This is a genomic window from Streptomyces sp. NPDC001663, from assembly GCF_042893105.1.
Classification (GTDB): domain Bacteria; phylum Actinomycetota; class Actinomycetes; order Streptomycetales; family Streptomycetaceae; genus Streptomyces.
Genome location: NZ_JBIAUR010000019.1, coordinates 204,784 through 217,683, shown reverse-complemented (window position 1 = coordinate 217,683; position 12,900 = coordinate 204,784). Strand labels below are relative to the sequence as shown.

General features: G+C 70.1%; 8 protein-coding genes. All 8 read left to right on the top strand.

The genetic code is table 11. From position 1 onward, the window contains the following. Positions 1 to 416 (top strand): alpha-glucosidase C-terminal domain-containing protein (locus ACFY1L_RS45235; protein ID WP_388839066.1); only part of this gene is annotated, 416 nt, incomplete at its 5' end. A gap of 25 nt (positions 417 to 441) precedes the next feature. Then, the gene (gene treS, locus ACFY1L_RS45230; RefSeq protein WP_388839064.1) at positions 442 to 2,160 is read left to right on the top strand and encodes a maltose alpha-D-glucosyltransferase; all 1,719 of its coding nucleotides are present in this window, start codon (positions 442 to 444) and stop codon (positions 2,158 to 2,160) included. A gap of 26 nt (positions 2,161 to 2,186) precedes the next feature. Continuing rightward, entirely contained in the window at positions 2,187 to 3,548 is a 1,362-nt protein-coding gene (locus ACFY1L_RS45225) for a maltokinase (RefSeq protein ID WP_388839061.1), read from the top strand. Positions 3,549 to 3,552: 4 nt separating this feature from the next. Then, positions 3,553 to 5,751 carry a 1,4-alpha-glucan branching enzyme gene (gene glgB / locus ACFY1L_RS45220; RefSeq protein ID WP_388839058.1) on the top strand — a complete coding sequence of 733 codons (2,199 nt, stop codon included), beginning with the start codon at positions 3,553 to 3,555 and terminating at the stop codon, positions 5,749 to 5,751. Positions 5,752 to 5,813: 62 nt separating this feature from the next. Further along, a complete protein-coding gene (locus ACFY1L_RS45215; protein WP_388839055.1) occupies positions 5,814 to 6,902 on the top strand; it encodes a glutamate--cysteine ligase in 1,089 nt (362 codons plus the stop codon). A 170-nt stretch (positions 6,903 to 7,072) separates the two neighbouring features. Continuing rightward, positions 7,073 to 8,980 (top strand): AMP-dependent synthetase/ligase, encoded by a 1,908-nt coding sequence (locus ACFY1L_RS45210; protein WP_388839053.1) that lies wholly within the window; start codon positions 7,073 to 7,075, stop codon positions 8,978 to 8,980. Between the two features lie 221 nt (positions 8,981 to 9,201). Beyond that, complete coding sequence (locus ACFY1L_RS45205) at positions 9,202 to 10,575, top strand: NAD(P)/FAD-dependent oxidoreductase (RefSeq protein ID WP_388839050.1); 1,374 nt, start codon at positions 9,202 to 9,204, stop codon at positions 10,573 to 10,575. 79 nt (positions 10,576 to 10,654) lie between these two features. Then, positions 10,655 to 12,895 carry an FUSC family protein gene (locus ACFY1L_RS45200; RefSeq protein WP_388839048.1) on the top strand — a complete coding sequence of 747 codons (2,241 nt, stop codon included), beginning with the start codon at positions 10,655 to 10,657 and terminating at the stop codon, positions 12,893 to 12,895. Positions 12,896 to 12,900: the final 5 nt, after the last annotated feature.

Genomic DNA, 12,900 nt, shown 5'->3' with positions numbered 1-12,900 from the left:
ACCTGGACTCGGAGAAGTACCAACTCCGCCCGCGTGACTGGGAGTCGGCCGAACGCGAGGGCCGCACCATCACCCCCCTGATCACCAAACTCAACTCGATCAGGCGGCGCCATCCAGCCCTCCAGCGGCTACGGAACCTCCGCTTCCACCCCACCGACAACGACATGGTCCTCGCGTACAGCAAGACCACGGGCCAGGACACGGTTCTCGTCGTCGTCAACCTCGACCCTCACCACACCCAGGAGGCCACGGTCTCGTTGGACATGCCGCAACTCGGCCTGGAATGGCACGCATTCATGTCCGCGCACGACGAACTGACGGGTGAGACCTATCACTGGGGCAGGAACAGCTATGTGCGCCTGGAGCCCGGGCGGGCCCCGGCACACGTGCTCCATATCCAGCGTTCGTCCGCGTAGCCACCGATCGGAGGGTCAGAGCGTCATGACTGTCAACCAGCCCGTCCCGGACACCTTTGAGGACACTCCCGCGAAGGACCGGGACCCGGAGTGGTTCAAGCGTGCGGTTTTCTACGAGGTCCTCGTCCGGTCCTTCCAGGACAGCAACGGCGACGGCGTCGGCGACCTCAAGGGCATCACCGCCAAGCTCGACTACCTCCAATGGCTGGGCGTGGACTGTCTGTGGCTGCCGCCCTTCTTCAAGTCACCGCTCAGGGACGGCGGTTACGACGTTTCCGACTACACCTCGGTGCTGCCCGAGTTCGGTGACCTGGCCGACTTCGTGGAGTTCGTGGACGCCGCACACCAGCGCGGCATGCGCGTGATCATCGACTTCGTCATGAACCACACCAGCGACCAGCACCCGTGGTTCCAGGAGTCGAGGAAGGACCCCGACGGCCCCTACGGCGACTACTACGTCTGGGCCGACGACGACAAGCAGTACCCGGACGCACGGATCATCTTCGTCGACACCGAGGCCTCCAACTGGACCTTCGACCCGGTCCGGGGACAGTACTTCTGGCACCGCTTCTTCTCCCACCAGCCGGACCTCAACTACGAGAACCCGGCCGTACAGGAGGAGATCCTGGCCGCCCTCCGCTTCTGGCTGGACCTGGGCATCGACGGCTTCCGCCTCGACGCGGTGCCCTATCTGTATGCGGCCGAGGGCACCAACTGCGAGAACCTGCCCGCCACCCACGAGTTCCTCAGGCGCGTACGCCGCGAGATCGACGCGATGTATCCGGACACGGTGCTGCTGGCCGAGGCCAACCAGTGGCCCGAAGACGTGGTCGACTACTTCGGCGACTACCAAAGCGGCGGGGACGAATGCCACATGGCCTTCCACTTCCCGGTCATGCCGCGCATCTTCATGGCCGTACGACGGGAATCCCGCTACCCGGTCTCGGAAATCCTCGCCAAGACCCCGGCCATCCCCTCGAACTGCCAGTGGGGCATCTTCCTGCGCAACCACGACGAGCTGACCCTGGAAATGGTCACCGACGAGGAACGCGACTACATGTGGGCCGAATACGCGAAAGACCCGCGTATGCGCGCCAACATCGGGATCAGGCGGCGGCTCGCCCCGCTCCTGGACAACGACGAGAACCAGATCGAACTGTTCACCGCCCTGCTGCTGTCCCTCCCCGGCTCGCCGATCCTCTACTACGGCGACGAGATCGGCATGGGCGACAACATCTGGCTCGGCGACCGGGACGCCGTACGCACACCGATGCAGTGGACACCGGACCGAAATGCCGGCTTCTCGTCCTGTGACCCCGGACGGCTGTTCCTGCCGACCATCATGGACCCCGTCTACGGCTACCAGGTCACCAACGTCGAGGCGTCCATGTCCGACCCGTCCTCCCTGCTGCACTGGACCCGCCGCATGATCGAGATCCGCAAGCAGAACCCCGCCTTCGGACTCGGCTCCTTCACAGAACTCCAATCGTCGAACCCGGCGGTCCTGGCCTTCCTGCGCGAGTACGGCGACGACCTCGTCCTGTGCGTGAACAACTTCTCCCGGTTCGCGCAGCCCACCGAGCTCGATCTGCGTGCCTACGACGGACGCCATCCCGTGGAGCTCATCGGCGGGGTGCGCTTCCCCGCGATCGGAGAGCTGCCGTACCTGCTGACCCTCGCCGGCCACGGCTTCTACTGGTTCCGGCTCACCCGAGTCGCATCCCGCATCGGCCGCCGACCTTGAGCACGCCGACGAAAGGACGCGTGACCGTGCAGAAGACCGCATCGCTGCGCTCCAGACGTACCGTCGCCACCGGGCCCATGGCCTCGCTGGCCGGGCTGCTGCGCGAGTGGCTCCCGCGGCAGCGCTGGTTCGCGGGCAAGGACCGGCCGGTCACGGACCTCGGCCTGCTCTCCATGACCGAGCTGTTCCCGGGCTGTCTGCATCTGCTGGTCCACGCCGGTCAGTCGGGAATGCCCGCACCGGGCGGCGGCTCACCGTCCGGCGACTGCTACCAACTGCTGCTCGGCGTGCGCGAACACCTCTCGCCGCGGCTGGGGCGGGCGTTGATCGGCAGGGCGACGGCCGGTCCGCTGGCCGGTCTCACGGTGTACGACGCCCTTCAGGACCCCCGTTCGGCGCAGCTGTTGTTGGAGCGGCTGCGGCACCCGGGAGCGGCGGGCCCGCTGCGCTTCGAGGCCGACCCATCCGTCCCAGTGCCCGCCGGCCTTGTGCCGCGGGTGCTGGAGGCCGAGCAGTCCAACTCCTCGCTGGTGTACGGCGACGAGTTCATCCTCAAGGTGTTCCGCCGCATCCAGCCCGGCGTCAATCCCGACCTGGAAGTGTCGGAAGCGCTGGCGCAGCAGGGGTGCGGCCGGGTGCCGGCGCCCGTGGCGTGGTTCCGGACGACGCATCCGCAGGAGGCGACACTCGGCGTGTTGCAGCCGTTCCTGCGCAACGCCTCCGACGGCTGGGCGCTGGCCCTGCAGGCGCTCGCCGCCGGCGACGACTTCACCGCGCAGGCGCACGAGCTGGGGCAGGCCACCGCGGAGGTGCATCTCGCGCTGGGCGCCGCCTTTCCGGCCGGGGCCCACGACGAGAGCGGGCGGACGGCGGCCGTGATGACCGAGCGCCTGGATGCCGCCGCGCACTGCGTGCCGGCCTTGCGCCCCTACGTACCCGGACTGCGCACCGCCTTCGGAGCGCTCGTCGCCTGCGATCCCGGGCCGCCCGCGCAGCGCATCCACGGTGATCTCCACCTGGGGCAGGTGCTGCGGGCGGGCCGGCACTGGTTCGTCATCGACTTCGAGGGCGAGCCCTCCCGCCCGCTCGCCGAGCGGCGCAGCGCCCAGTCCCCGGTGCGCGACATCGCCGGCATGCTGCGCTCCTTCGACTACGCGGCCCGGCAGCGCCGCCCGTGGCGCCCCGAGTGGGCGCGCCGCTGCCGGGAGGCCTACTGCGCGGGCTATGCCGACCGCGCCGGCTGGGACCCGCGCAAGAAACACGGGCTGCTGCGTGCCTACGAGACCGACCGAGCCGTGTACGAGGTGCTCTACGAGGCCCGGCACCGCCCCGACTGGCTCCCCGTACCGATGGCGGCGATCGAACGTCTCGCCGTAAGAGGAGGCTGAAGAGATGGCCCTGCGTGACACCTCGCTCCCCGAGCCGTCCGGCCCCCGAGGGACGGCGCCTCCGCTGGACCCCGGCGACCGCGAACGCCTGCTCACCGGCCGGCATCACGACCCGCACGCGCTGCTGGGCGCCCATCCGGTGCCGGGCGGCATCGCGTTCCGCGCCCTGCGCCCGTACGCCCGAGCGGTGAGCGTCGTCGTCGACGGGAAGCGGCAGAAGCTGACCTCGGAGGGCGACGGCCTGTTCTCCGCTGTGCTGCCGCTGGAGGAGATCCCCGCGTACACGCTGGCGGTGACGTACGCGGACGGCGAGCAGGAGGCGGCCGACCCGTACCGCTTCCTGCCCGCCCTCGGTGAGCTCGACCTCCATCTGATCCGCGAGGGCCGGCACGAGCAGCTGTGGAAGGCGCTCGGCGCCGAGCCCATGGTCCACGAGGGCGTGAGCGGCACCCGGTTCACCGTGTGGGCGCCGAACGCCCAAGGGGTGCGCGTCGCCGGGGAGTTCACGTGCTGGGACGGAACCGCGCTGCCGATGAGGTCCCTGGGCGCGTCCGGCGTGTGGGAGCTGTTCGTGCCCGGCATCGGGGAGGGCGCGCACTACAAGTTCGAGATCACGTCCCGCTACGGCGGCCGTTTCCTCAAGGCCGACCCGATGGCGCGGTACGCGGAGGTCCGGCCGGACACGGCGTCCATCGTGCACGCTTCGCACTACGAGTGGGGGGACGCCGAGTGGATGGCGCACCGGGGCGACGTCCCGGTGCACGAGGCGCCCTTCTCGGTCTACGAGGTCCATCTCCCGTCCTGGCGACCCGGGCTGACGTACCGCGAACTCGCCGAGCAGCTACCGCCGTACGTCGCCGGCCTGGGATTCACCCACGTCGAGTTCATGCCGGTCGCCCAGCACCCCTTCGACGGTTCCTGGGGCTATCAGATCACCGGCTTCTACGCGCCGACCTCGCGGTTGGGCACGCCCGACGACTTCAAGTACCTGGTGGACGCGCTGCACCGGGCCGGCATCGGCGTGATCATGGACTGGGTGCCCGCCCACTTCCCCAAGGACGACTGGGCGTTGGCCCGGTTCGACGGGGACCCGCTGTACGAGCCCGGAGACTCGCGGCGGGCCGAGCACCCGGACTGGGGGACGTACGAGTTCGACTTCGGGCGCACCGAGGTGCGCAACTTCCTTGTGGCGAACGCCGTCTACTGGTGCGAGGAGTTCCACATCGACGGACTGCGCGTGGACGCGGTCGCCTCGATGCTCTACCTCGACTACTCGCGCGACTCGGGCCAGTGGTCGCCCAACGTGCACGGCGGCCGCGAGGACCTGGACGCCGTGGCGTTCCTCCAGGAGATGAACGCGACCGTCTACCGGCGGGCCCCGGGCGTGGTGACCATCGCCGAGGAGTCCACGGCCTGGGACGGGGTGACGCGCCCCACCGACAGCGGCGGCCTGGGGTTCGGCCTGAAGTGGAACATGGGCTGGATGCACGACTCCCTCGGCTACATCGAGCACGAGCCGGTGCACCGCAAGTACCACCACAACGAGATGACGTTCTCGATGGTGTACGCCTACAGCGAGAACTACGTCCTGCCCATCTCGCACGACGAAGTGGTGCACGGCAAGCAGGCATTGGTGTCGAAGATGCCGGGCGACTGGTGGCAGCAGCGCGCCAACCACCGCGCCTACCTGGGCTTCATGTGGGCCCACCCGGGCAAGCAACTGCTGTTCATGGGGCAGGAGTTCGCGCAGGGTTCGGAGTGGGCCCAGGAACACGGCCCGGACTGGTGGGTGGTCGCCGACGGCTATGGCGCGGCAGCAGATCACCGCGGGGTCCGTGACCTGGTCCGCGATCTCAACACCGTCTACCGCCGCACACCCGCCCTGTGGCAACAGGACACCCGGCCGTCCGGTTTCCAGTGGGTGATGGGGGACGCCGCCGAGGACAACGTCTTCGCGTTCCTGCGCTTCGCCGCCGACGGCGCCCCGCTGCTCGCGGTCTCGAACCTCTCCCCCGTCGTACGGCACGACTACCGCCTCTGGGTCCCGGACGACATCCCCGTCTGGCGGGAGATCCTCAACACCGACTCCGCGTGCTATGGCGGCAGCGACGTCACCAACGCGGACGATCTCAAGCCGGAGGAGGAAAGGATCACGCTCACCCTGCCGCCGCTCGCAACGGTCTGGCTGACCCCGTTGGCGTGACCGGTCGATTGGGTACCCGGTGCTCGTCGAGCCGCAGCCACGCCACAGAAAGGCGGCCTCAGGTGCGCACCGTCGGAGTGGAGGAGGAACTCCTCCTGGTGGACCCGGACACCGGGGAGCCGAAGGCGCTTTCCGCCGCGGTGCTGGCCCGTGCGGCGCAGGACGACAGGTGCGGGGGCGTGTTCGAGAAAGAGCTGTACAACCAGATGCTGGAGTTCAACACGCATCCCCAGTCCGACATGGCGGACCTGAGCGCGGAGATCGTCCGCTGCCGGCGGGAGGCCGCCCGGCATGCCGGGAACCTCGGGTGCACGGTGGCCGCGCTCGCCACCTCGCCGCTGCCCGTCAGCCCGTCCGTCACCAGGGGTGACCGCTACCAGTGGATGGCGGAGCAGTACGGCATCGCCGAGCAGCAGCAGCTGGTGCTCGGCTGCCATGTCCATGTGGCCGTCGAGTCCGACGAGGAGGGTGTCGCAGTCCTCGACCGCATCCGGCCGTGGCTGTCGGTGCTGGCCGCGCTCAGCGCCAACTCCCCGTTCTGGCAGGGCCGGGACACGCGCTACGACAGCTATCGCAGCCGGGTGTGGCAGCGCTGGCCGTCGGCCGGACCGACCGAGGTGTTCGGGTCGCCGGAGCGCTACCACCGGCGGGTGGCGGACATGGTCGCCAGCGGGGTGATCCTCGACGAGGCGATGGCCTACTTCGACGCCCGTCTGTCCCAGCAGTATCCGACGGTCGAGGTCCGGGTCGCGGACGTGTGCCTGCACGCCGGCACGGCGGTGCTCATCGCCACGCTGGCCCGGGGACTCGTGGAGACCGCCGCGCGGGACTGGCGGGCGGGCCGCGAGCCCGTCGACCACAGCGTGAGCCTGCTGCGGCTGGCCGCGTGGCGGGCCGCACGCTCCGGGCTCGGGGACGAGCTGCTGCACCCGGCGACCATGCACCGGCTGCCTGCCGAGACCGTGGTGCGGGCACTGCTGGAGCACGTCGGCGACGCACTCACCGACAGCGGCGACCTGGAGCGCGCCGAAGCCGGCTGCTCCCGGCTGCTCGACGGCGGCACCGGCGCCCGCATCCAGCGCGAACTGCTGGCGCGGAAGGGGAGTCTGCGGGAGGTCGTCACGGAGTGCGCGCGCCACACACAGGCGTGAAACGGCACGTCTCGGAACATCAGGTTCACCCGGTGTCCCCCGAACGTTCCGAGATCATCACGGGATCGCACGTTCCGGTCACCATCCGCACCCACCTGGGCTAGATTCGAGCACCGTCGACAACGGAACTCGTCGGCGGGGTCACCCTCCGTACACATCAGGAGCAGCGCATGCGCGACGTCGCCCTCGCTCCCCCCACCGTTTCGCCACTGACCGGCGGGCTGGCCGACAGCCTCTTCGACATGGCTGCCCTCGATCCCACCCTTCCGCTGCTCGCACGCCGCGCCGATCCCTCCTCCACCACATGGGAGGAAGTGACCGCCGTGGAAGTGCGCGACGAGGTGGTGGAGCTGGCCAAGGGGCTGGTCGCGTCCGGCATTTCACCGGGTCACCGCGTGGCGATCATGGCGCGCACCCGTTACGAGTGGACGGTGCTCAGCTACGCGCTCTGGGCGGTGGGCGCAGAGATGGTGCCGATCTATCCGACGTCCTCGCGCGACCAGGTCGAGTGGATCCTGCGCGATGCCGGCTGCGTGGCCGTGGTGGTGGAGGACGAGCAGGCGGTGATGACGGTCGGCTCGGTGTGCGGATCGCTGCCGTTGCTGCGCCACGTCTGGCAGTTGGACGCGGGGGCCATGGCCCACCTGGTCGAGCGGGGCGCGTTCATCCCGCTGGCCACGGTCGACTCGCTGCGCCGCATCGTGCTGCCGGACTCCACCGCCGCCATCACCTACACCTCCGGCACCACCGGCCGCGCGCTGGGCTGCGCACTCAGCCACCGCAACCTGGCGAGCCCCTGCGACACGCTCCTCAGGGGCTGGGGCCACACCGTGATCCCACCGGGCGAGCGCCAGGCGACCGTACTGGCCTTCCTGCCCTTCTCCCATGTCTACGGCCTGCTGGTGCAGAGCCTGTGCATCCGCGGCGGCATGCTGATGGGCCATGAACCCGAGATGACCGAGGAAGCCCTCGTGGCGTCCCTGCGCTCCTTCCGCCCCACGTACCTCTGCGCGGTTCCCTCGCTCCTGGAGAAGATCTACAAGAACTTCCTGAGAGCCGCACAGGAGGCGGGCCGGGGCGCTCTGTTCTCGCGGGCCGCGGACACGGCGCGGGACTTCGCCGCGGCCCTCGAGCGGCAGCGGCTGGGCGGCGGTTCGGGTCCCGGATTCGATCTGCGGCTGCAACACGCCCTGTTCGAGCGGACGGTGTACCGCAAGCTGCGGGCCGCGCTCGGCGGCAGGGTGGTCCGGGCGACGTCCGGCGGCTCGCCCCTCAGCCGCGAACTCTCCCTCTTCTACGAGGGCATCGGGATCTACGTCAACGACGGGTACGGCCTCACAGAGGCCTCCGGCGGTGTCACCGCACAGCCGCTGGGGCGGGAGATGTCGGGAACCGTCGGGCAGGCACTGCCGGGCAACGACATCATCGTGGCCGACGACGGCGAGATCCTGGTGCGCGGGCCCTCGGTGTTCCAGGGCTACATCAACGCCGAGGCCGCGACGCGGTCCGCCCTGCGCGGCGGCTGGCTGGCCACCGGGGATCTCGGGCGGCTCGACTCGGAGGGCTATCTGACGATCACCGGCCGCAAGAAGGACATCATCGTCACCAGCAGCGGCAAGAACGTGGCGCCGGCCGCCCTGGAGCAGCGTCTGAGGATGCATCCGCTGATCCACCAGGCGGTGATCGTCGGCGACAACCGCCCCTGTGTCGGGGCGCTGATCACCCTCGACCCGAAGTTCCTGGCGTACTGGCGCGGCTCACTGTCGCTGCAGAGCGACACGCCGAGCCGGGAGGCCCGCGAGGAGAACGCGCTGCGAGAGGAGATCGGACGGGCCGTGGCCGCGGCCAACAGCGCGGTGTCGCGCACGGAGTCGATCCGGGTCTTCCGGGTGCTGGCGGAGCAGTTCGACATGTCCAACGGGCTCATGACGCCGTCGATGAAGCTGCGCAGGGACGCGATCGTGAAGCACTACGCCTTCGAGATCGACGCCATGTACCAGGCGCGCTCGCGCGCTCCGCGGCAGCAGGTGCCGGACGAACTGTCGAGCTGGGACGAAGCGGACAACGTCTTCCGCTGAACACCTCTGACCGCACCCGTGAAATATGTGATCCAAAACGTTCACTCCCGCCCGGTGCGTTTCCGGACGTGGGCGGGCATGGTTGTGCTCGACGCGTTCGTCTGCCTGCCGCGTCCGGCTGGCGCAACGGCCGGGACAACGGTGGGATCGATGTGGTGGGAGCAGAGATCCAGGGCAGGCGAAGGGCGTTGGACACAGGCCGCCTGGAGCCGCAGAAAGGGATGAACACCGTGACACGACCCAGGATCCTGGTGGTGGGCGCAGGTTTTGCCGGCGTGGAGTGTGTGCGCCGGCTGGAGCGGAAACTCGCGCCGGACGAGGCGGACGTCACCCTGGTGACGCCGTTCGCCTACCAGCTTTATCTGCCGCTGCTGCCCCAGGTCGCCTCCGGCGTGCTGACGCCCCAGTCGATCGCAGTGTCGCTGCGCCGCAGCAAGAAGTACCGCACCCGGATCATTCCGGGCGGAGCCATCGGCGTCGACCTGAAGGCCAAGGTCTGCGTCATCCGCACCATCACCGACCAGATCGTCAACGAGCCGTACGACTACATCGTGCTGGCCACCGGCAGCATCACCCGCACCTTCGACATCCCGGGTCTGACCGAGCACGCCTTCGGGATGAAGACCCTCGCCGAGGCCGCGTACATCCGCGATCACGTCATCTCCCAGCTCGACCTGGCCGACGCCAGCGACGACCCGGCGGAGCGGGCCTCGCGGCTGCAGTTCGTGGTGGTCGGCGGCGGATACGCCGGCACCGAGACCGCGGCCTGTCTGCAGAAGCTCACGCACGCCGCGGTCAAGCGCTACCCGCGCATCGACCCGGCGCTGATCAAGTGGCATCTGATCGACATCGCCCCGAAGCTGATGCCCGAACTGGGCGACAAGCTCGGCCGCAGCGCCCAGGAGATCCTCAAGCGGCGCGGCATCGACGTCTCGCTGGGCGTCTCCATCGCCAAGGCGGGCCCCGAGGAAGTGACCTTCACCGACGGCCGGGTGATCCCCACCCGGACCCTGATCTGGACCGCCGGTGTCGTCGCGAGCCCGCTCATCGCCACGCTCGGCGCGGAGACGGTGCGGGGCCGGCTCGCGGTCGGCGCCGAGATGAACCTGCCGGGCCACGACGGCGTGTTCGCGCTCGGCGACTCCGCCGCGGTACCGGACAAGGCCAAGGACGACGAGGCGGCGGTCTGCCCGCCCACCGCGCAGCACGCCATGCGGCAGGGCAAGCACGTCGCGGACAACGTCATCGCGACCCTGCGGGGCAAGCCCCTGACGCCGTACGTCCACAAGGACCTCGGTCTGGTGGTCGACCTCGGCGGCAAGGACGCCGTCTCCAAGCCGCTCGGTATCGAACTGCGCGGTCTGCCCGCCCAGGTCGCCGCCCGCGGCTACCACTGGATGGCGCTGCGCACCAACGTCGCCAAGGTCCGTGTGGCGACGAACTGGACGCTCAACGCGATCGCCGGCGACGACTTCGTGCGCACCGGCTTCCAGTCCCGCAAGGCCGCACGGCTCAAGGACTTCGAGTTCACCGACGCCTACATGACGCCGGAAGAGGTGCGGGCGCACTGCGAGGCGAGGGATCTCAAGGAGTGAGGCGGGTGGCGGCGGTCCGGTCGCGCCGTGTCATGCTGAGATCCGGATCATGACGTGAAACGGGAGTGAGTACGGCGGCGTGAGGGCAGCGGGTGGGTCGGTCCGGGCGCGGCTGCGCGATCTCGTCGCGGCCTCCGATCCCGGGCTGCTGCGCCTGACCGCCGGCCTCAGGACGGTGGGGGCCATCGCCCTCACGCTGGCCGTGCTCTCCCTGCTCGCGGACGACGTACGCCATCTGGTGGCGGGCGCCATCGCGGCGATGGTCGCCACCTTCGCCATCCGGGAGAAGCAGCGAACACAGCAGGCCGTCACGCTCGCGCTCGGTCTTCCGGTGGCGCTGGCCTCCGTGTCGCTGGGCGCGCTGCTGCACTCCCGGGTGGTGGGCGGCGACCTCATCTTCGTCGCCCTGATCTTCTGCGCGGTCTACGCCCGCCGCTTCGGCGACCGCGGCACGGCGCTCGGGCTGATCGGCTTCCAGATCTACTTCCTGTCCCTGTTCGTCGGCGCCACCGTCTCCGCCCTGCCGCAGCTGTACGGGGTCATCGCGATCGCCTTCGCGTCCAGCGCCGTGGTGCGTTTCGCGCTCGTGCCGGAGACGCCGACGGGGATCCTCGACCGGCTGCGCGACGCCTTCCGCGCCCGGCTGGCCCAGCTGGTGTCCGCGCAGCTGGAACTGCTCGACGCCGGCCCGGACGAGATCGACAAGGCCCTGCAGGCGGCACGCGACGGCACCGCGCGTCTGAACGAGTCGGCCATGATGATCCAGGGCCGTCTGGAGGAGGGCACCGCCGACGAGGCCGTGGCCCGGCTGGTGCAGCGCCGCATCGCGGACGCCGAGATCGCCGCCGAGCGGCTCGGTCTGCTGATCCTGACCGCGCGCAGCGCCGAGCGGGCGGACACGCTGACCCTGCATCTGCCGGGTGCGCCCGTGCCGCCGGGCGGCCATCTGCCCGTACGGGACGAGGCGACCGTCACTCTGCGCCGCGACCTGGAGGCGCTACGGCTGCTCGTGCTGCGGCCCGTCGCCGAGGACACCGGCTCCGGCCTCGCCCAGCTGCGCAACCGGCTCCTCGGCTACCGGGACGAGGAGAACCTGCCGAAGGCGTCGCCCGCCGTCCAGGACGTGTTCCGCGGTATCGGCGAGGCGGCTCGCGCGGTGCTCGGGCTGCGGATCGCGCTCGACGGACCGCAGGACGACTCGGACGACACCCCGTCGACGGCCCGCTCGCGGGAGGAGCTGGACGCCGAGGATGCGGCGATCGACGCGGGCGAGGAGGCCGAGGAGGAGCCGACGGGGCTCAGCCGGGCGACCACGCGTGCCGCCGTGCAGGTGGCGGTCGGATCGGCGCTGGCCATCGTCGGGGGCGAGTTCCTCTCCAGCCAGCGCTGGTACTGGGCGGTGCTGACCTGCTGGATCGTGTTCATCAACACCGCCTCCACGGGCGAGATCCTGGTCAAGGGCTACCGGCGACTGCTGGGCACGGTGCTCGGTGTCGTGGCCGGTCTGCTGCTGGCGGGCCTGGTCGGGCACCACACGTGGACGGCGTTCGCGCTGGTGCTGCTGTGCGTGTTCGCGATGTTCTACACGGCACCTCTGTCGTACACGCTGATGTCGTTCTTCGTCACCGCCGCCCTGGGCGTGCTGTACACCCTGCTGCACACCTACAGCCTGTCGGTGCTGGTGCTGCGTGTGGAGGAGACGGCGCTGGGCGCGGCCTGCGGTGTGATCGCGGCGGCCTTTGTGCTGCCGGTGCACACGGACCGCCGTACGAACGACCTCCTGGTCACCGTGCTGGAGCGGCTCGGGGATGTCACCGAGGCCGCCGTGGAGCAGCTCAGCGGCGGGGACCCGGCCGAACTGCTCGACAAGGCGCGCGAGTTGGACCAGGCGCTGGCCGATCTGCGGGCCGCCACGCAGCCGCTCACCCATCCGGTCACCCCGTTGCGGACCCGGCGCAACACCGCCCGCTACGTGGTCGCGCTCTTGGAGACCTGCGCCTACCACTCCCGCTCGCTGGCCGCTATGGCCGAGCTGCTGCCCACGCATCCCTCGATCGCGGCGGATCCCCGGCTGCGGAGGGCCGGGCAGCGGATCCTGCGCAACATCTCGGCGATCGGCGCGCGCGTCGCCGACGGGCGGGCCGCTGTCGAGGTCGAGACAGGGGCGAGCATCGCGGCCCTCCTGGAGTCCGAGGTGCCGGGCAGCTCCCGCTACGGGCGCATCACCGACCGCGTGCTGCGGCATCTGCAGCGCCTGGACGAGGCCGTGGTGGGCCTGGCCCGGCCGCTGAAGGTACCGGTGGCGGCGCCGAAGCGGTGACGGCG